Source organism: Psychrobacter sp. Pi2-1 (assembly GCF_904846645.1).
Lineage (GTDB): Bacteria > Pseudomonadota > Gammaproteobacteria > Pseudomonadales > Moraxellaceae > Psychrobacter.
This window is the reverse complement of the sequence record NZ_CAJHBO010000009.1, coordinates 24228-46252: the sequence shown is the minus strand read 5'-3', so window position 1 is coordinate 46252 and position 22025 is coordinate 24228. Positions and strand designations below refer to the sequence as shown.

The 22025-nt window shown below is 42.8% G+C and carries 15 protein-coding genes; 8 read left to right on the top strand and 7 right to left on the bottom strand.

Going from position 1 to position 22025, the window contains the following annotated elements:
• Positions 1-72: 72 nt before the first annotated feature.
• From JMX91_RS06970 to pnuC, 3 genes are all read right to left on the bottom strand, one after another.
• The gene (locus JMX91_RS06970) at positions 73-597 is read right to left on the bottom strand and encodes a TIGR00645 family protein (protein ID WP_102093027.1); all 525 of its coding nucleotides are present in this window, start codon (positions 595-597) and stop codon (positions 73-75) included.
• A gap of 96 nt (positions 598-693) precedes the next feature.
• Positions 694-1281: an ATP-binding protein gene (locus JMX91_RS06965; protein ID WP_265089173.1), complete on the bottom strand. Its 588-nt coding sequence runs from the start codon at positions 1279-1281 to the stop codon at positions 694-696.
• Entirely contained in the window at positions 1253-1963 is a 711-nt protein-coding gene (pnuC, locus tag JMX91_RS06960; RefSeq protein ID WP_201548262.1) for a nicotinamide riboside transporter PnuC, read from the bottom strand. The genes JMX91_RS06965 and pnuC overlap by 29 nt, the downstream gene beginning before the upstream one ends.
• Before the next feature lie 294 nt (positions 1964-2257).
• Between pnuC and JMX91_RS06955 the strand changes: the two genes are divergently transcribed.
• The 6 genes from JMX91_RS06955 (at position 2258) to JMX91_RS06930 (ending at position 10909) form a co-directional block, all read left to right on the top strand.
• Positions 2258-3403, top strand: coding sequence for a beta-ketoacyl-ACP synthase III (locus JMX91_RS06955; RefSeq protein WP_075107455.1), 1146 nt, complete (start codon positions 2258-2260; stop codon positions 3401-3403).
• Positions 3404-3642: 239 nt separating this feature from the next.
• A complete protein-coding gene (gene prfA / locus JMX91_RS06950) occupies positions 3643-4734 on the top strand; it encodes a peptide chain release factor 1 (RefSeq protein ID WP_201548260.1) in 1092 nt (363 codons plus the stop codon).
• 130 nt (positions 4735-4864) lie between these two features.
• Positions 4865-6403, top strand: coding sequence for a lysine--tRNA ligase (gene lysS / locus JMX91_RS06945; protein WP_201548258.1), 1539 nt, complete (start codon positions 4865-4867; stop codon positions 6401-6403).
• 115 nt (positions 6404-6518) lie between these two features.
• The gene (locus tag JMX91_RS06940; protein ID WP_160021704.1) at positions 6519-7781 is read left to right on the top strand and encodes a hypothetical protein; all 1263 of its coding nucleotides are present in this window, start codon (positions 6519-6521) and stop codon (positions 7779-7781) included.
• 69 nt (positions 7782-7850) lie between these two features.
• A complete protein-coding gene (gene dnaX, locus JMX91_RS06935) occupies positions 7851-9776 on the top strand; it encodes a DNA polymerase III subunit gamma/tau (protein WP_201548256.1) in 1926 nt (641 codons plus the stop codon).
• 233 nt (positions 9777-10009) lie between these two features.
• Positions 10010-10909, top strand: a complete 900-nt coding sequence (locus tag JMX91_RS06930) for a LysR family transcriptional regulator (protein WP_057760292.1) — start codon at positions 10010-10012, stop codon at positions 10907-10909.
• A gap of 120 nt (positions 10910-11029) precedes the next feature.
• On the opposite strand, the gene JMX91_RS06925 is transcribed toward JMX91_RS06930, so the two are convergent.
• Positions 11030-12211, bottom strand: coding sequence for an aspartate aminotransferase family protein (locus tag JMX91_RS06925; protein WP_160021706.1), 1182 nt, complete (start codon positions 12209-12211; stop codon positions 11030-11032).
• Positions 12212-12251: 40 nt separating this feature from the next.
• Positions 12252-12443 carry a DNA gyrase inhibitor YacG gene (locus JMX91_RS06920; protein ID WP_160021707.1) on the bottom strand — a complete coding sequence of 64 codons (192 nt, stop codon included), beginning with the start codon at positions 12441-12443 and terminating at the stop codon, positions 12252-12254.
• A 189-nt stretch (positions 12444-12632) separates the two neighbouring features.
• Between JMX91_RS06920 and JMX91_RS06915 the strand changes: the two genes are divergently transcribed.
• The gene (locus tag JMX91_RS06915; protein WP_201548254.1) at positions 12633-13307 is read left to right on the top strand and encodes a DUF938 domain-containing protein; all 675 of its coding nucleotides are present in this window, start codon (positions 12633-12635) and stop codon (positions 13305-13307) included.
• Between the two features lie 134 nt (positions 13308-13441).
• Here JMX91_RS06915 and JMX91_RS06910 read toward each other — a convergent pair whose 3' ends face one another.
• Positions 13442-14836, bottom strand: a complete 1395-nt coding sequence (locus JMX91_RS06910; RefSeq protein WP_201548252.1) for an ABC1 kinase family protein — start codon at positions 14834-14836, stop codon at positions 13442-13444.
• Positions 14837-15285: 449 nt separating this feature from the next.
• Entirely contained in the window at positions 15286-16602 is a 1317-nt protein-coding gene (gene purD, locus JMX91_RS06905; RefSeq protein ID WP_201548314.1) for a phosphoribosylamine--glycine ligase, read from the bottom strand.
• Positions 16603-17061: 459 nt separating this feature from the next.
• Between purD and JMX91_RS06900 the strand changes: the two genes are divergently transcribed.
• On the top strand, positions 17062-21909 hold the full coding sequence (locus JMX91_RS06900) for an NAD-glutamate dehydrogenase (RefSeq protein WP_201548250.1): 4848 nt from the start codon (positions 17062-17064) through the stop codon (positions 21907-21909).
• Positions 21910-22025: the final 116 nt, after the last annotated feature.

Sequence of the window (22025 nt, the reverse complement as noted above, 5' to 3'; positions counted from 1 at the left end):
GGAAATATGGAAAAACAGTGAAAGGGCGAAAGTCGATATTTTCGGATAATTATTTTTCGATTATTAATGTTTTTAATGCTTTTTCGTGTCGCCAACGACTTTATCCATAATAGCGAATAACAAGCCAGACAATACAAAGGTCATATGAATAATAACCTTCCACATGAGTTTGTCAGCATCAAGTTCACTCATTCCGCTAGATATATCCATAAAGGACTTTAGCAGATCAATCGCTGAGATAGCGACGATTGCTCCGATGACTTTGAGCTTTAGACCAGAAAAGTCCACTTTGCCCATCCAGCTAGGACGATCATCATGAGTGCCAGTATCGATTTTTGAGACAAAAATTTCATAGCCACTGAATATAATGATAAGCAATAAACTGGCAACTAGAGAGATATCAACCAATACCAATATATCTACAATCACACTGGCTTCAGAGGCCGTCAGAATGTCAGCGAACATGTGCCATAGTTTTTGGACAAACTTAATAAATAATAAAATAATGCCTAACACCAACCCTAGATAAAAAGGTGCCAATATCCAGCGGCTATTAAATATGGTTTTTTCTAAGTAAAGCTCAAACTTCTTTAGCATGGGTATCTCTTAGGTTTCAAATACAAAAAAGTGTTAAAGACAAGAAAGTCTTAAAAACACAAATATGAATAAGTTTTTGGGTATAGCTATTTAGCTTTATTCAGGCGATATTTTATCTATATTAGCGAGCTGCGCTACTACTTGTTGAACGCGCGCTTTTCTATCGCCACTAATGCGTTGAAAAGGTTTTTGGTGCTTGCTCAATTGATTGGCGAAATAAGCACTTATCTCATCGCGTTGGTGTGGACTGTCTCGCAGGTCATCGGCGACCCATGGCGTATCAACATCAGTTAGTAATATCAAGTCATAGTGATGGGCCAACGCTGATTGCTCAAGGGCCGTAGGGCAATCGTCATAATACCAATAAGAATAAACCATTAGCTCAAACAAACTGGTATCACAAAACAAATAATCACTGGCATCAGACGTCTGAGCGATCTGTTTGGCTAGGGTATTTTCTAGTGTAATTTGCCCCTGTGCGATAGGGAGCAGGTCCTCCCACGTACAAGTCAGCTGCTCGTCGTCCCATTTTGCCTGTAAGTAGGTACGCATATATTCTGACACCCAAGGAGTATCAAAATGCGCGGCCAAATCACGACATAAGGTCGTCTTACCCGTACTTTCTGCCCCTAAAACCGCGACGTTGATGACAGATTTAGGCGTATGCTGCTCGAGGTTGTACACGGTAGCGTCGTTGCCATTCATAGTATGCCCAGATTGCGATAAGAGTGAAAACTACATATTGTAGCGCGGTAAAAGTAAAACCTTTATAAAAGTATAGCGGTACCGATATCGCATCAGCGATGATCCAGAGTATCCAATGCTCGATTTTGCGTCGTGCCATGAGCCACATTGCCATCAAAAACAAAGCCGTGGTAAGCATGTCGATATAATCGACCCAAGTAAATAGATGGATCCCAAGTACCGTACTATCGAAACTAAAGCCATTATTAATCACTGGACGGAAATAATAAACCAAGCCTACAAAAGCTATCGTTCCTGCTGCCAAAGCAGAAAGTATAGGGATGTCACCTGCATGTAAATGCTCAATACGGACTTCATTGGCATCTGACTGCTTATGCTCAACAGACTGGTTTTTCTTGTTCTTTGACCAGTTAATCCAGCCATACAAGCTCATCACGGTATAGTAAGCATTGATGAACATATCGCCAAACAGCTGCCACTTCCACAGTAGGTACACAAATATAGCAGTGCTGACCAGACCAATAGGGAAGACTAGGATATTGGTTTTGCTGGCGAGTAAGACACTTGCTACGCCAAAGACAACGGCAATTAGTTCAAGAATGATGAATATTGTAGAGTAGTCAGCGTATTGACCAAATAACCAGTTGAGAAGTTCTGCCATTAGCATTCCTAAGTATGAGCGTGTATCGATGTTCTGAATTATTAAGATAGTTCGAGGAGTCGTACAGAATAAATGATGTCAATTATAACGTAGCTACCGCAAAAGGACGGCAGTCTTTGCTTATTTATCGCCAGAAACAGATTATTTGTAACAAAGCATTAGAAAAAATTTAATATTCAGGCATAATAAACACACTGATTTTAAGTTTACAGTTATTCACTGAATTTGAATGGCTATTATTTTCCACTTTTATGCTTATTCCAAGCACCACAGTAGTAGACAAGGAAGCGTATCATGACGACTTGTATCACAGGCACTGGTCTTTATATCCCACCTTACAGCATTAGTAACGAAGAGCTAGTTGAGTCATTTAACCAGTATGTTGAAAACTATAATACCGAACATGCTGAAGAGATAGCTGCAGAGACAATGACGGCACTTGAGCCTTCTTCAGCTGCTTTCATCGAAAAAGTATCTGGTATCAAATCACGTTATGTGATGGAAAAAGACGGTATTTTAGACCCTGAAATCATGGCACCAGTCATTGCCTATCGTAACTTAGGTGAAGAGCTGTCTGTGATGGCAGAAATGGGCGCGGCTGCGTTAAAAGACGCATTGGCTGATGCTGGACTTGAGGCCAATGACTTAGACGGCATTATCCTTGCTTGCTCAAATTTCCAGCGCACTTATCCTGCGGTTGCTATTGAAATCCAAAATGCCATTGGTATGGTTGGCGGCTTCGCTTATGATATGAACGTTGCGTGTAGTGCGGCGACTTTTGGTCTATCACAAGCACATGGTTCTATTGTTTCTGGTCTTGCCAAACGTGTGGCTGTGGTCAATGTTGAGATTACCTCGGCGCATCTAAACTGGCGCAATCGTGACAGCCACTTTATTTTTGGTGATGTAGCAACGGCGACTATTGTTGAAGAATTAGACACGCCAAAGGGTTATGAGATTCTAAACGCTAAGCTATTTACTCAGTTTTCGACCAACATCAAAAACGAATATGGCTTTATGGATCGCTCAGAGTATCTAGCCGCGCAGACCGAAATGTATCCAGATATCAAAGCGCCGGTCACTGATAAACTGTTTTTGCAAAATGGTCGCAAAGTATTCCGTGAAGTTTGTCCAAAGGTGTCTGAGGTTATCACTGAACACCTACAAGAAAATGATATACCGACCTCTGATGTTAAGATGATGTGGCTACATCAAGCCAATGCCAATATGCTAGATTTGATTTTACGCACTGTCATCGGTAAAGATGCTGACAAATCAATCGCACCAAGCGTGATTGCTGAATTTGCCAATACCAGCTCAGCCAGCCCAATGATTGTATTCCATCGCTATAAGGATGAGCTAGCGTCAGGTGATCTAGGTGTTATTTGCTCATTTGGTGCCGGTTACTCTATTGGCTCAGTATTGGTTCGTAAAGTCTAACGTTTTAATACGATGTTTTTGATAGATAAAAATAGCTAAGAGTCTTCTTAGCTATTTTTTTGTCTACTAATCTTGGTATCAGAACCAAGTATCTTTATTTAAGAATAAGTAGAGATATTTGAGAGTATAGTGACAAGATTGCTGCGAATATTGAGAAGAATGCTTAGAGGTTTTAATTTACCCCAAAAAATTTGCTATAATCACGAGCTTATTCCTCTTATCCAATTAAAAGTCCTTTTATGAAAGAATCCTTACGCCTGCGTTTAGACCAGATGGTAGACCGTTATGAAGAGGTCACCGCTTTATTATCAGATCCTAGTGTCATCAGTGATAATAATAAATTTCGCGAATTGTCTGTCGAGCACAGCGACTTGATGGACATCACGACCTTATGGCAGAACTATTTGGGCGCAGAAACGGATCAAGCCGATGCAGAAGCGATGCTAGCTGACGCGACAGATCCTGACATGAAAGAGATGATGATCGATGAGATTGAGAGTGCACGTGATACCATCGTAGAGATGGAAGAAGCGCTTAATCTGATGATGCTACCCAAAGATCCTAACGACAAAGTACCAGCATTTTTGGAGATTCGTGCAGGGACAGGCGGTGATGAGGCAGCGATTTTCTCTGGTGACTTGTTCCGTATGTACCAAAAATATGCGCAGAGCCAAGGCTGGACACTAGAAGTGCTCTCTGCAAATGAAGGTGAGCATGGCGGTTATAAAGAAATCATCACTCGCGTATCTGGCAACAGTGTATATGGTCGCCTAAAGTTTGAATCGGGCGCTCACCGTGTACAGCGTGTCCCTGAAACCGAGAGCCAGGGTCGTGTTCATACTTCAGCTTGTACGGTCGCAGTCATGCCAGAAGTTGAGATTGATGATACCGTTGATATCAATCCTGCTGATATCAAAATGGATACTTTCCGCTCAAGCGGTGCTGGTGGTCAGCACGTGAACACAACTGACTCTGCTGTACGTTTGACGCATATTCCAACGGGTACCGTAGTAGAGTGTCAGCAAGAGCGTAGCCAACACAAAAACCGTGCACATGCTATGAAAATGCTGGTCTCTAAAATTCAGCAAGCCAAAGTACAAGCACAGGTCGATGTGGCGGATTCTATACGTCGTGACTTGGTCGGTAGTGGCGATCGCTCAGAGCGTATCCGTACCTATAATTTTCCACAAGGCCGCATGACTGATCATCGTATCAACCTTACCTTATACAAGCTCGATTCCATTATGGAAGGCGACTTGGATGAGATTCTTGATGCATTGTTGCGTGAGCATCAGGCCGATTTGATGGCCAGTATCGGTGGCAATGACTAGTAGTTAGTCTTTAAAAGTACCAACAGTTTTATCGTTTTTATCACCATGTCTGTTCTTATAATAATAAGTATTGATTTAATTTTTCTGTTTTCGTTTATCCATTTAATTACCTAAAAATATTGAGAGTGTTATGTCAAAGCACAATAATCAGAACCAAGATCAAACCCCAGTCGTAGAAGATGCTAACGAGCTAATCGCACAACTGCAAGCCAAGCTAGATGATATTAGTGCTTCAGGTAAACAGCCGTATCCTAATACGTTCAAACGCACTGATTATGCGCAAGACTTACAGACGGCTTTTGATGGTGTCTCAAAGCAGGAAATTGAAGAAAAAGCAGCGAATGGTGAAAAAACACAAGTAAACGTGGCAGGTCGAGTCATGCTCAACCGTGGTTCGTTCATTGTGATCCAAGATATGACAGGCCGTATTCAGCTATATGTAGCACGTAAAGAGCTTGATGAGGAGACGCGTGCGAGCATTAAATCACTAGATTTGGGTGACATTGTTGGTGTATCAGGCTATATCGGTCGTTCAGGTAAAGGCGATTTATATGTGCATATTGAAGAAATTACGCTACTGACCAAATCACTACGTCCAATGCCAAATAAATTCCATGGCTTGGCTGATGTAGAAGCGCGCTATCGCAATCGTCATCTTGATTTAATGACTAATGAGACGACTCGCAATACCTTTATGGTTCGCAGTCAGATCGTCAGTGGTATTCGTCAATTTATGCTTAATGAGCGTTTTATGGAAGTTGAAACGCCAATGATGCATCCGATACCAGGCGGCGCAGTAGCTCGTCCGTTTGAGACACATCATAATGCATTAGACATGCCTTTATATCTACGTATCGCGCCTGAGCTTTATCTTAAGCGTCTGGTCGTTGGTGGGTTTGAGCGCGTATTTGAGATTAACCGTAGTTTCCGTAACGAAGGCGTTTCAACCCGTCATAACCCTGAATTCACCATGATTGAGTTCTATCAAGCCTACGCTGATTATCATGACTTAATGGATTTGACTGAGCGTCTGTTTAATCAGTTAGCAATAGATGTGTTGGGCACAACGGAGCTGACTTATCAAGAAGAAGCCATTAGCCTAAAAGCACCATTTGCTCGTCTATCAATGTCTGATGCGATTGCAAAATATGCTGAAAACTTTGACATGGCGCGCATCAATGATCGTGAATACCTAGCAGAATATGCATCTACGACACTTAAGCAGCAAGTCAAAGATGTGTTTGGTGTGGGTAAACTACAGACAATTATCTTTGAAGAAACGGCTGAGCATCAATTACGTCAGCCAACGTTCATTACCGAGTACCCAGCTGAGACTTCACCACTAGCGCGCCGTAGAGATGACAATCCTGAGATTACCGATCGCTTTGAGCTGTTCGTTGGTGGTCGTGAATTAGCGAATGGTTTTAGTGAGCTTAATGACCCTGCAGACCAAGCTGAGCGTTTCCGTGGTCAGGTTGCTGAAAAAGACGCTGGCGATGATGAAGCTATGCATTTTGATGAAGAGTATATCGAAGCATTGTCTTACGGTTTGCCACCGACAGCTGGTGAGGGTATTGGTATTGACCGTCTAGTAATGCTATTTACCGACTCTGCTAGTATCCGTGATGTGATCTTGTTCCCGCATATGCGCCGCAAACAAGACAGCTAAGGTGGGTTTGCTTGCTGTAAATCCAAACTGATACTTAACTCAGCATAAAAAGCTTTTGCTCATTTTCACAGAATGGGTATAAGCTTTTTTGTGAAATATCGTTTATAGAGGTATTATGGATATTCAGCAAGCATCACATGCGCCATGGCAAAAAATGATTCAGCAATGTTTTTTATCATTGTATGAGTTGCCTGATGACAAAATCACTGACTCTGATCATTTTCAGGGTTATGATTTTGTTTTTGAGTTTTCCGGCGCTACTATTTATTTGCTCGTCAATACGGTTTTGATGCAGGCAAATAAGCAAGAAGTAGATAATGCTAAAGTTCGTGAATGGAGAAAAGAAGTTGTTAACCAACTTATCAAACGCCACGCTCAGATTTATCAAAAAAACGATAGCCTAATTGTAGATAGAATTGCCGCGACAACTGATAAAGCAGTTTATTTTATTGGCTTAACGTCATTGTCTATTAATCATCAAGACAATCAGTCGGGCCATTCATCTTATGCAGTTGGCTACGAATATGGCAGTCGGTTTTTTGCAGAAGACTGTGTTTTAGACTTAGATGATGAGCAGAGTATCCTACAAGTCTTTAGTCATCAAAACTTCGTTGATATCCTTAATCAGTTGGTTACGCCAAGTGATTTAACAACCTTTTTGAATTTCCATCGTCGTCAACTATCTAGCTTTGCATCATTTCAAAACGAATCGACATTGCTTAAACAATTTCTACAATCACCGAACTTTCACCAAAGAGCGATTAGGGTACAAGAACAGCTAATTGATAGTGAGTTAATTGAGCAAGTTGAATTACGCTTACTTAAAGCAGTAGAGCCGAATCAGACTGTGTTTGCCGATGCTCTAATGGCTGAGATGCAAAAAAATACTGGAATGTGGTTCAAGCTATTCAACAGTGTGCTTGAGCGTTATCATGAAGCAGGTACACCTTTACCAAATGAACAGGTTGATATTTTGGTAGATGAGTCAATGTATACCTATGCGTGTCTAGTAGAAAAAATCTTAGCTTATAGAACCATGGATCAAGACTCGCGCTGGAATGGATATATCCGTCATGAGCATTCTTATCATGTATTTGGACGCCATTATCTCATGGTGTTTTATGCGCAAGACGATAGCAGTTCGCTAAGCGCAGAGAATGTTAGGCTCTCTTATAAAGATTTATTGTCAGATACCAATGTCCAGTTACAAGAGCCTGTAATGGATGATTTATTTTTACTGGGTGTAGAGTTTAGGCCGTGCGAAGACAGCGTAAATACTGAGGTTTATCTAGATATATTTCATCAAGCAGGCTCATTGATTGATGAAAGTACTCAGCGCTTATATGACCGGCTGGCCCAACTTCAAGCTCAGTTATAACCAAAACATAGTATGATTCATTAGCCCGACGCTTCATTTATATTTGTATTATTTACATTGGCATTTCTTATGACGCAGCAATATCAAGTTTTAGCTCGCAAATACCGACCAAAAAACTTTCATGAGTTGATTGGGCAGACGCATGTGTCTCAAGCGTTGATTAATGCGATTGATTACAATCGTTTGCATCATGCCTATCTGTTTACAGGTACGCGCGGTGTGGGTAAGACAACGATTGCGCGTATTTTATCTAAATGTTTGAACTGTGATACAGGTATTACCAGCACTCCTTGCGGCGTATGCGATAACTGCGTTGCTATTGATCAAGGGCGTTTCATTGATCTTATTGAGATTGATGCCGCTTCTCGTACCAAGGTCGAAGACACGCGTGAGCTGTTAGACAATGTGCCTTATGCGCCTAGCCAAGGGCGTTATAAGGTCTATCTGATTGATGAAGTACATATGCTGTCTACGCACAGCTTTAACGCGCTATTAAAAACGCTAGAAGAGCCACCTGAACATGTGAAGTTCTTGCTGGCGACGACTGATCCACAAAAGCTGCCAATTACGATTATTTCGCGCTGCTTGCAATTTGTACTACGCCCATTACCACAAACGTTACTTAGCGAGCACTTGGCAAATATCTTGACCAAAGAGCAGGTTGACTATACTCAGCCAGCTATTTGGCAGTTAGCAAGTGCAGCCAAAGGTTCTGTACGTGATGCGCTATCATTGACCGATCAAGCCATTGCTTTTGGTCAAGGCGCACTGGATGATGCGACTGTCAATGCAATGCTTGGTCTCATTGATGCTGCTGACTTAGTGCGTCTAATCACAGATATCTATAATCATGATAAGTCGGCGGTTGCTGCTCATATTGAGCAAATGCGCGCGCAAATGGTCGATGCGACTAGTATGTTTGATGGGCTCGCTGAGCTGCTACATCAGTTGGCATTGACTCAGCTATTGCCTGAAGTCGCTCTTAATGTCAATGAGGCGCAAGCAAAAGATATTTATACGTTAGCTCAGCATATCAGCCCTGATGTCTTGCAGCTGTATTATGAGATTGTTGTGCAAGCCCGTGAAGGTGTCAAGCTTGCAAGTACACCGATGCAAGCGCTTGAGATGTGTATCTTGCGTTTATTGGCGTTTCGTCCATTGCCAGTCGATGAAGTCTTGAGCAATACTTATGATAGTGATGGGCTTGCTACCAAAGTACCAGCTATAGAACCAGTTTCTTCGGCATCAGCTTCAGATGCTATTGTACATGAAGCCTCAGCACCGCCGCCAGAGCTTTATAGTGTTGATTATCAGACTTCAAGTCACGCTGAGCTACAAAGCGGTATTGATTATAATGACAATTTAGCACAGTCAGTGGCTAGTGCTATGCCTGAACCAGTTGTTGAGCCTGAACCAGTTGTTGAGCCTGAACCAGTTGTTGAGCCTGAACCAGTTGTTGAGCCTGAACCAGTTGTTGAGCCTGAACCAGTTGTTGAGCCTGAACCAGTTGTTGAGCCTGGCGCAAATGATTCTCAGTTAACAGCACACTCTGATGAAGACCCACGCACATTACTGCGTTGTCCACCTCAAGAACTGACCGGCGAGTGGAACCCAGAAAAGTGGGACTACTGGTTACAAACTGCTCGTGAAGGCGAGGTATTGGCACAAGATGAGCTAGCACTAGCACGACAAGGTACAATGACTGGTCAATGTAATGGCAAAGCCACGTTTTTGACCAGTGTTGATAGTAAGCATTTGCAGGTCACTTTTCAGCAATTGGCAGCTAAGTTACAACAGCAATTTACGCAAGCTGACATTGACTTGAAAATTGATAGTAGTATCATGCAGACCGAAGATAAAACCCCAGAGCGCCGACAGAAGAAACGTTTAGAGCAAGCGAAAACCGTTGCTGAAACGAAATTACTAAAAACACCAGTAATGCAGTATTTAACTGAACGCGGTGAGGGGAAAATGGGTAAAGTACAGCTATATTGAGATTTTAGAGCAGTGTTTGCTCAAAGTATCTAAAAGTATATTTATATATTGAACGTAGTTTTATATTAAATATCAAGGTGATAGCAATATATCACCTTGATATTTTTGTTTTTATTACGGGTCAAAATATATTTATCAAACAAGAGAGAACCATTTGATAACGATAAGATGAATGCAAAGTCGTTATAATGGTTAAGTTATATTAAAAACTGAAATGACGTTTAGGTGAGAATATGTTGGATAATTTACGCGGTATGGCTGTGTTCGCCAGTGTGGTCGGACATGGCTCTTTTAGTGGCTCTGCACGTGAGCTAGGTATTACAACCAGTGCAGTCAGTCAGCAAATTCGTTCGCTAGAGAACGAGCTTGGCGTGGTGTTGCTACATCGCTCGACTCGTAAGCTAAGCTTAACAGAAGCTGGTGAGAGCTTTTATGAAGCGGCAAAAGATGTCGTTAGTGCAGCAGAGCAAGGGCGTATCAAAGTTAATCAATTGCGTGATGAGCTAGCAGGTAGCTTGCGTGTATCGACGACTCCTGAGCTTGGTGTTAATCACATACTGCCGGCACTCTCTACGTGGATGGCGGCACATGATGATTTAAGCGTCACCTATCTAGCTGACAATCATTATATCGATATGATTGATGAGCGTATTGATATTGCTATTCGCATGAGTCCATCGATTAATGATTCTAGTTTGAGCAGTCATCCATTGACCGATGTGCGCCAACTGTTGGTTGCTTCACCTCAGTATTTGCGTCAGCACAGTAAGCTAAATACGCCTAAAGATTTGGCTGAGCATCAATTAATCTGTATTGAAATCATGAAAGATGCCAATCAGATCGATATGATTCAGACTGAAACTGGCAAAAAAACGCGTGTCAAAATGAACTCACGTATCTATACCAATAACGTGTTTATGGCAACGACGTTGGCTAAAGAAGGTCATGGTTTGGTTAGAATGTTAGAAATGGACGTCAAAAAAGAGCTTGAAAGTGGAGAGCTGGTAGAAGTGTTGACTGGCTATCAATTGCCAAGCTTTGTGCTATATGCGGTCACTTTAAATCGCGACCAACAGCCAGCTAAAATTACTCGTTGCCTAGAAGTACTGAAAAAATACTTCCATGCAAACTAAGTGTTGTTCTCACTACGCACGAAACGTTTTTAGTTAGCAATAAGCAGTTAGCAAAAAGCCTATAGATAATGAATCATCTATAGGCTTTTTTGTTGTCTGTTATTAACGTTGAAGCATGCTTTAAAATGATGGCTTCAACAGATTGATTAAACGCTCAGCGACTTGTGTGCTTTCATCACGGCTCATGTTAAGCGGCGGCAGCAAACGTACAACATGACCACCGGTCACATTAATGATCAGCTTTTGCTCATCACGGGCACGATCCACCAGTTGGCTACAATCCATATCTTCAGGTAGCGCGATACCAATCATCATACCTGCACCGCGACTACTAACGCCATGTTGGCCAAATGTATCAACGATACTTTCTCTGATAAATAAACCCTCAGTTACTGCGTTTTCCATAATATTACTATTTGCTAGCACGTCATATACGCTATGTACCACGCGGCTGGCCAATGGCGTACCACCATAAGTAGAGCCATGGCTACCAGCACCAAACAGACCATTGGCGCGGCCACGTACCATGCACGCACCGACTGGGAAACCATTACCTAGACCTTTGGCTGTCGTCAACACATCAGGGCGAGCATTGCTATGTTGATAAGCAAAATATTTACCCGTACGGCCATTACCTGTTTGCACTTCATCCAGCATAAATAGCCAGTTATGAGCGTCACATTCTGCTTGCAACTCTTCAAGATAAGTGAAGCCATTGGCTGCCGTATTTAGGCCACCTTCGCCTTGAATCGGCTCTACAAAGATAGCGCAGATGTCATCATGTTCTTGAGCAGCTTGTTTAACGGCAGCTATATCGCCAAATGGCACACGAATAAAGTCCTCATCTAGCGTATAAAACCCTTCGCGCGCTTTTGGATTTGCAGTAGCTGACAAAGATAATAACGTACGACCATGGAACGATTGCTCCATTACGATAACTTTTGGACGTTTAAAACCTTGTTTGTACGCGTATAAACGTGCCAGTTTCAATGCAGCTTCATTGGCTTCAGCGCCGCTATTGGCAAAAAACACACTGTCCATTTGGGCGGCGGTACATAGTATCTCTCCAGCGCGCTCTTGCCAATCAATGCCAAACAAGTTACTTGTATGAATTAACGTACCTGCTTGCTGCTGAATCGCGTCAGTGACTTGTGGATGACAGTGTCCTAAGCCGCATACCGCGATACCAGTTAAGGCATCTAAGTAAGGCGTGTCATCTTTGGTATAGAGCCAACTGCCTGCACCGCGTGTAAAGCTGATTGGTTGACGATTATAAGTGGGCATCAGGTAAGTAGCAGACATGTAAAGCATCCTTTGTATAATAATTGAGTAAGAGTGTGGGTTATAGCTCGTCAGAAAAAGGCGTGGTTTCTGCAGGTAAGGTGTAGTCTTCGTTTGCCCAAGCACCTAAGTCAATCAGCTTGCAGCGACTGCTACAAAACGGCTTATATTTATTGTCTTGCCAGGCCGTCTGAGTACCGCAACGTGGACAAGGGTAGGTCTTTGGGGGCGTGCTTGCAGTAGAATCAGTCATAATAAAAGAGAAATGTCCTAAATGTTATTAGTATTGGTTGCATATGGCATAAGCATAAAACGCATCCGTCATTGAAATTACGACGAAACGAGGCGTACTTGCTATCGCTGTATTACTATTCAATTGGATTGACTATATAATAGCATGGGGCCGAATAATGACAAAAGACAAATGCTTTAAGGATAGTAGATGACCGACAATATTGATCTCACGCATCAGCAAGAGCGTGCCTTTCAACCACAAAAACTGTCAGCACCGCGTGACTTTATTATTCCAAATATCATCAATGACAATAAAGATGAAAAACCGTTAATACTAGAAATTGGGGCAGGGAAGGGTAAGCATGCACTTAGCTTTGCTGCACAAAATCCTGATAAGCATCTGATAGCCATTGAACGCACGCGTAATAAATTTGAAGCATTCTCAAAATTAGCTACTCTACAAAATCTATCAAACCTAGATGCGATTCATGCGGATGCGATTGCATGGACAGTGCATGCCATTAAACCAAACAGCTTGGCTAAAATCTTCATTCTTTATCCCAATCCTGAACAGCACAATCTAAATCAGCAATGGCTGAATATGCCTTTTTTTGAGTTTCTATTATCACGCTTGCAGGTGGGCGGAGAGGTGATATTAGTGACTAATATCGAATCCTATATGGACAATGCAGAACACCAAGCAACTAAAGTGTGGTGTCTACCATCAACACGTTCTCGAGTGCCAGCGACTAGTCAGCGAACTCATTTCGAAGTGAAATATCTTGCCCGACAAGAAATGTGTTGGGAGCTAAGTATTCGTAAGCCGAAGTGGTATAAAACAAGATTTGACGATTGGCAGGTAAGTGCTATAAGCGAAAAATAATAGCTTAAGTAAATATAGGACTTATATCAGTGATACACAGTAAAGTTAGTAGTATTAGATGTAAAATAGCCTAAGCAAATAAAATCAAGACATTAAAAAGCCGTCACTAAAGGACGGCCAAAAATTTGCACAGTTTATAAATAAGGTTTTACGAGACTATTAGAGTTGGTATGCGCATCTAAAACAGTCAGAAAAGTATATGCACCGATAAACTTGCGGCTAATAAACATAAATTCTTTTGGTGGTAGATTAAATTCAAAAGATTGCATTGCACGTGTGGCCGTAGTGGATAGACGTGAATGTAGTTTACTGTTGGCCCAAATATATCGATTCTGCTCATCCAAACATTCGCTAGGGATGTTAGCGTTTTTCTCAGGGTCACTAAAAGGCTCGGTAGCAAGCAAAAATAACGAGGCAATATCCGAACGTACTTTATTACTCATGCTATCGAAAAAGTCATATCCTTTCATAGCAAGGCTCATTGCTTGCTGATCATGGCGATATCCTGCGCGTAGTAAACCACGGGCAATCGTTAATAAGTTGCCATCAAATTGACGAATCGCTCCAAAATCTAGCAAAACCAATCTATCGATATCTTCTTCGTTTTTGCTCACACGCACTAAGTAATTACCAAAGTTGGGATCTGTCTGCATCTCACCCCATACAAAAATCTCTTGCATCATGATTTCAATGGCCGCTTGACCAATGGCATTGCGGCGTTCATGAGGTAATAGCTGCAATGCTTCTGAAACCACAGTGATACCTGGCTCGTATGACATACATAGCAGACGTTTTTTAGAATAGTTACGATTGATCTTAGGCACGATATAGCGTGGATCATCGATTAAACGCTCGTAAAAACGCTCCGTCGTAGCCGCTTCCGCTTCATAATCGACTTCGTGATGGAGTAGGTCACGTATTTCCTCAAACCAAGCATCGAGTGCGCGTGTTTGAGGGACGATATTACTTACTTTTAACAATTGTTTGAACAAAGCAAGATCAGAGTTGATAGCGTCTGCCACACCCGGATACTGAATTTTTAACACAACTTGTTCGCCAGTGGCGAGTACGGTCGCACGGTGAACTTGAGCAAGAGAAGCAGTTCCGATGGGAACAGGATCAATGTCTAGCTCGGTTAGTTTATTGCCCAGTAACTGGCGTAATGTTTGCTCAATCGTCGGCCAAGTCAATGTTGCCGTATCATCATTAAGGGTTTGCAAAGCACGCGTGATCTCTGGCGGCAGTATATGCTCACCATAAATCGCTAGCATTTGACCAATCTTGACGACCGAACCTTTCAATTTACCCAGCTCTGATGCCAGATAATTTGCCTGAGTTTCCATAAACGCCTGATTGCGTGCAGTACGTGCTTCTTTATTTAAGAACATACCAGACACGCTATTACCCGCCCAACGACGACCAATATTCAAAGAAGTTTTTGCAATCGACATACGACGATCAAACCCTGAGGTTTTTAGGCTATCGATTGACTGCTTGTTGCTAAAAGGTTTAGACGTATCATTTGCCATAAGTATAATCATTCATCCAATTGGTATTGATTTGCGGGTTCGAAACCTACAATACAAGGGAGACGTGATGCACAGGTACAAAATTGTATCATATAAAGCGTGTGGGTTTTATGAGCCTGAACTGGCCATTGATAGTTACTTTGTAAGCTAATATCTAGCGGTAACTATTGATAAATAGGTGCTTACTAATTTGAGTATGATTCATAAATAGCTAGGATTTTCTAGCAAGTTCACTGGTTATTAAAATTTAGTGAAATCTATTTATAGCCAATAGGTCAGTGTCAAACAGATAATAAAAAATAAGACCTAGCACGGTGCTAGGTCAAATAATGATGTAGAGCTATAAAATAGAAAAATATTATTAATCGAACATATTGAGTGAAACCTTCGTATTATCTAAAATATTGCCTAAGACGTCACTCAATATGTCTCTTGGGATGCCTTAGCTGCTAAGCATTTTCGCGAGTGATGGCATGATGACCAATATCACGGCGATACTGCGCACCATCGAAGCTAATAGCAGCGGTAACTGCTAATGCGGCTTGCTGAGCATCAGAAATACTATCTGCTAGCGCAGTCACACATAAGACGCGCCCGCCGTTTGTGACGACTTCTTTATCATTATCGTTAGAAAGTGCCGTACCAGCATGGAAAACTTTAACAGCTTCGTCATTATTAGGATCTAGTTCTGGCAAGCCAGCAATCACATCACCTTTAGACGAAGTTTCAGGGTAGCCTTTTGATGCGATAACGATACCTAGAGCAGGGCGCGCATCCCATTTTGCTTCACTAGGTAACTGACCTGCCAAACCTTGTGCGACCAAATCGACCATTGATGACTGCAAGCGCATCAAGATAGGCTGCGTTTCTGGATCACCAAAGCGGCAGTTAAACTCGATGACATACGGGTCGCCTGCCTTATCAATCATAAGACCAGCGTATAAGAATCCAGTATAAGGATGGCCTGCGTTTTTCATGGCATCGACTACTGGTTGTATCACTTGCTGCATGACTTTGTTATGGACATCGCCGGTAACAACTGGAGCAGGGGAGTAGGCACCCATACCACCAGTGTTTGGACCGGTATCATCTTCAAAAGCACGCTTATGATCTTGACTGGTTGCCATTGGCAAGATGTTGTCACCATCAATCATACAGATAAAGCTGGCTTCTTCACCCTGTAAGAACTGCTCGATAACCACGCGGCTGCCAGCATCACCGAACTTATTGTCCGCTAACATATCGTCGATAGCTTCATGTGCTTGTTCGATCGTTTCAGCAACGATGACGCCTTTACCTGCAGCAAGACCATCTGCTTTAATAACGATAGGCGCGCCTTGCTCATCAACATAGGCTTTTGCAGCGACTGCGTCTGTAAAACCTTGATAAGCAGCGGTTGGAATGTTGTTTTGCTCCATGAACTCTTTAGCAAAAGTTTTTGAGCCTTCTAACTGTGCACAGTATGCTGTTGGGCCCCATGCTTTGATACCTGCTTCACGACAAGCATCAACAATACCCGTGACCAAAGGCGCTTCTGGACCAACAATTACCATGTCGATATCGTTATTCTGACAAAAGGCGATAACAGCACTATGCTCGCCTGCGTCAGCGTCGGTAGACTCTAGCGTAACGTTTTGGCATTTAGGCTCAAGGGCGGTGCCAGCATTGCCAGGAGCGATGTAGACATTTTTTACATTGTCATCTTTTGCACATTGCCATGCCAATGCGTGTTCGCGACCACCTGAGCCAACCACCAAAATATTCATCATACCTTTTGCCCTTAGCATTAAAGTTAATAGTGAGCGAGTCGTACGCTCTTAAATATGTTGGCATATTCTAACAAAAAAACGCCTTCAATTACCATGAGTATCCGCCTGCCAGCACCGAATCATCCATATCGATGTCTAAAAATGCATTGTCTCATTAGTAAAGGTTATCGACACATCGCTGATTCATGAAATGATGTTGTACACTTTAGCTCGCGCCTTATGTGCGTTACACTTCACTATATTGGTAGTATTAAATTCTGATGGCTACATATTAATAAAAAATAAGAGCAAAAAAGGAGAAAATTTCTAACTGTTATAAAAATAAAATAAGTCGCGTGAATGGAAATACTGCACCGTTGCACCAATGCATGAATATGCAGTAACAGTAGTCAATCTAAATCGATAAACTTAAATAAATAAATGTTAAACCAAATCTATAAAAAAAGGACGCAGGAAATGCCAAACTCCCTCAGTATCGCAAAAGAGCGCATTAGCCAGATAAGCGATATTGCTACCAGTTATGTACAAAAAGACAAATCACTATTTGATCATTTTATTCATAGCTATTATCAGCCGCTGCATCAAGAAACTGCAGAGGCGATTAGTAATGCTGACTTGGCGGGCATGGCGCTACATCACTTTACACTACTCAAAGCTTACGACGGCAGCAAGCCGCAGCTGACAGTACTAAACCCAGCAGCAGAAGAGCAGCACTTTCACAGCTCGCACACTGTCATCCAAATCGCAGCTTATGATAGACCATTCTTAGTTGATACGATTTTGATGAGCCTAGAAGCTGAAGGTATCGATGTTCATCGTACTTACAATATCATTATCAGTGTTGAGCGTGATGACAATGGTGATATTACGCATATCGAAGGCGCACATGAAAGTGCCACTTCACATATGTCATTGATTCATTGTGAAATTGCTTACCAAGACAACGAAGACTTGGAAGCACTTCAACAGATGCTTATGTCAAAAATTGACACGCTTGATACGGTCGTTGGCGACTGGAAACAGATGCGTGCACAGTTAAACGACATCAAAACCGAGCTTTCGACTAAGCCGCTACCAGAAGTATTCTACTCACAACAAGAAATCCAAGCATTTTTAGATTGGATCTTAGACGATCACTTTATATTCTTAGGTTATCGTGAATACCGCTTGGAAGGTGGTCAGTCTATCGAAGTGACTTCTGAACCGACCGATTTGGATTTATTTGCGATTGGTAACAGTGGTCTGGGTCTATTACGTGGTTCTGAAAAAGACAAGCTATCAGAAAGCTTTAGCCAGTTGCCTAGAGGTTTAAAGCAACTGTTGACTGAGCCGCGCGTGTTGATGCTGTCCAAATCAAGCCGTGTATCACCTGTGCATCGTTCAGTATATATGGACTTTTTGGGCATTCATAAGTTCGATGATAACGGTAACCTAATTGGTGAATACCGCTTTATCGGTTTGCTTACATCACAAGCCTATCAGCTGACTGTACAGCAAATACCGCTATTGCGCGAAAAAGCCAATAAGATTATGGCAATGGCAGACTTGCCACGTGACGGTCACGCTCATCACAAAATGATGCATGTGATTAATACTTTGCCACGTGATGATTTATTCCAAGCCAGCGTCGAAGAGCTATACCCAATTGTTTCGGGCATTACTCAACTACAAGACAAGAAAAGCTTACGTCTATTCAGCCGTATCGACCATTATCAGCGTTTTGTTTCGTGCTTGGTCTATATCCCGCGTGACAAATTCAACACCGAGCTACGTATTAAAGTACAAAATGTCCTAAAAGACGCCTATAACGGTATGTCTTCAGGGTTTACCACTGAATTTAATGAATCTGCGCATGCTCGTGTGCACGTCCACGTACGTACCGTGCCTGGTCAAGTAAATGACGTCAATATCGCCACACTTGAAGCCAAATTATCAGCACTCATGCAGTCATGGGATGATAATTATCAAAAAATGCTACTCGACAATGTAGGTGAGCAACAAGCCAACGCTTTAAATCGTCGCTTCTTAAACTATATTCCTGCTGCTTACCAAGAGCGTTTTGATGCTCGTACTGCAGTCGAAGATACGAAACGTTTGGCGGGACTGACTGCAGAAAACCCGATGCTCTGGCATTTATACCAGTCGACAGGCGATGCACGTAACCAGCTCCACCTAAAGCTATACGGTCGCGAGCAACCGGTTATCTTGTCAAAAGTATTGCCAATACTTGAAAACTTTGGTGTATCAGTTATCTCAGCACAGACTTATGAGTTTGACTTGCCAGAGCAGCCTATCTGGATGCAAGAGTATGAGTTGACCCTAGAGCATGTCGATACGGTCAATATGCAAGTAGTGCGTGGTCAGTTTGAAGACAGCCTCAAGCAAATCTGGGCAGGTCGTGTTGAAAGCGATTCATTCAATGAGTTGGTACTAACGACCAAGCTCGATACTTATGATGTCGTCGTATTGCGTGCATTGTCTCGCTATATGCTGCAAGCACGTGCCCCATTCTCTAGTGCTTATATTCAGCAAACTGTGGTCAAGAACAGTGATATCAGTGTCGCATTAGGTAGTTTGTTTGACGCACGTATGAATCCTAAGTATAGCGAAGAAGAACGTCAAAAAAAGGCTGCTACCATTCAAGAGCAAATCACCGCTGCATTAGCAGATGTCGATAGCTTGGATGAAGATCGTATCTTGCGCTGGTACTTAGATTTGATTAATGCGATGGTACGTACTAACTTCTATCAAGTGGATAGTGATGGTCAGCGCAAAGATCGCCTGTCATTTAAATTCTTGGCAGCAGACATTCCAAACTTGCCTAAACCAAAGCCAATGTTTGAGATATTTGTGTATTCACCGCGCGTCGAAGCTGTTCATTTACGTGGCGGCAAAGTCGCTCGTGGTGGTCTGCGCTGGTCAGATCGTATGGAAGATTTCCGTACTGAAGTGCTTGGCCTTGTCAAAGCGCAGATGGTCAAAAACGCAGTAATCGTCCCTGTAGGCTCTAAAGGCGGCTTTATTGTAAAAACCAAGAGCATGGCTGATGGTCGTGAGGCATTCCAAGCAGAAGGTATCGCTTGTTATCAGACATTCTTACGTGGCATGCTTGATGTCACAGACAATATTGTAGATGGCAACATCGTCCCGCCAGCCAACACGGTACGCCATGATGAAGACGATCCGTACTTGGTTGTCGCAGCAGACAAAGGTACAGCTACTTTCTCTGACATAGCCAACGCGCTAGCAGCAGAGTACAACTTCTGGCTAGATGATGCCTTTGCCTCAGGTGGCTCAGTAGGTTATGACCATAAAGCAATGGGTATCACAGCTCGCGGTGGTTGGGAGTCGGTCAAACGTCACTTCCGTATGCGCGGTATGGACATTCAAAACCGTGACGACTTTACCGTTGTCGGTATTGGTGACATGAGTGGTGATGTGTTCGGTAATGGTATGCTGCTATCAACGCATACTAAGCTAGTTGCTGCCTTTAACCATTTGCATATCTTTATTGATCCTAATCCAGATACGGCCGCCTCATACGCTGAGCGCGCACGCTTGTTTGAATTACCACGCTCATCATGGGCAGATTATGAAGCATCATTAATTAGTCAGGGTGGTGGTATCTTCTCGCGCCAAGACAAAACCATCGCTATCAGCCCTGAGATGAAGTCGCTCTTCGATATCAGTGAAGACAGCCTTGCACCGAATGATTTGATCAGTGCGTTACTACGAGCACCTGTCGATCTGATCTGGAATGGTGGTATCGGTACTTATGTCAAAAGTGCAAACGAAACGCACGCTGACGTGGGCGACCGTGCGAATGATTCGCTGCGTATTGATGGTAATGAGCTACGTGCAGCCGTCGTTGGTGAAGGTGGTAACTTAGGTCTAACCCAGCAAGGTCGTATCGAGTACGCTCAAACGGGTGGACGTATCTATACAGATGCAATCGATAACTCAGGCGGTGTTAACTGTTCGGATCATGAAGTCAATATCAAAATCCTACTTGGCAAAGTGGTCGAGCAAGGCGATATGACGCTGAAGCAACGTAATGAGCTTCTTGAGAGTATGACTGAGACCGTAGCAGAGTTGGTATTGCGTCAAAACTACTTGCAGCCGCAGGCGATTGAGCTAAGCCATATCCGTGCCGCAGCCAACCTGAGTGATCATCAGCGCTTTATTCAGATGCTAGAGAGTGAAGGGCGTCTGGATCGTGCGATTGAGTATCTACCATCAGATGAAGAGATTGCGAAGCGTCAAAAAGCGGATACTGGTCTGACCAATCCTGAGCTAGCAGTGGTCTTGGCCTATGGCAAAATGTGGGTTTATGACAATCTACTACTATCTGATTTACCAGATGATCCGTACTTTATCAATGAGCTACGCAAATACTTCCCTGATGAGCTGGCGTCACGCTTCTTTGATGAGATGACAGAACACCGCTTGCATCGTGAGATCATCAGTACATACTTAACCAATAGTGTGGTCAACCGCTTAGGTATTGAAGCGCTATTCCGCCTCTTTGAAGAAACCGATCAATCACTAGCCACTATCGTACGTGGTTATGCGATTAGCCGTGATGTATTCAATGTATCGCGTGCTTGGCAAGCACTGGAAGCACTAGACAATCAAGTTGAAGCGACGTTACTACTGAACCTTGAGCTACGCTTACGTGATGCGCTTGAGCGCGGTGTGGTCTGGTTCATCAACGCCTTCGGTCAAAACTTGCAAGTCGCTGACATGATTAGCCGCTTTAGCGAAAGTGTAGAAAAACTGACTAAGCCAAGTGGATTTATCGAGCAGCAGTTTGCACAATACCTGCAAGAAGATACCAAGCGTTTGATGCAAAAAGAGCTGTCTGATAACGATGCTACGTTGTTTGCGATGCTACCGTACCATGTCGATGCGCTTGATGCTGCATTGCTGGCCGAGCAATATGAGCGTCCTGTTGATGAGATTGCAACCCTGTACTTTGAAGCCTATCAAGTGTTGCAATTAGACTGGATGATGGACAATATTGCCAATTTACCACAGCAAGACTATTGGGATCGCCGTGCGCGCCATGCGTTAGTGAACGAGCTGTCACGCAGCTTGCGTCTATTGATGGATGTGGTACTCTCAAAACCAGATGCTAAGCAAGCATTTAGTGAATGGAGAGCAAGACACGTCGATCAGCTTGCAGCAGTCACTACAGAGATGAATAAATTAGATGAGCTGCATAGCAACGATGAAGAAGGCCAAATCGGTCTTTCAACGTTGTCAGTATTGATGAGTGAGCTTAGTGGTTTAGTTACTAAGTAATGAAGTAATATTAACCCAAACTGTCGCACAAAAAACCATCGTTCTTAATGTTCGGTGGTTTTTTGTTGTCTAAACGAAATGGTTTAATTGAAAGTATTAAGTAGTAAAGTGATTAA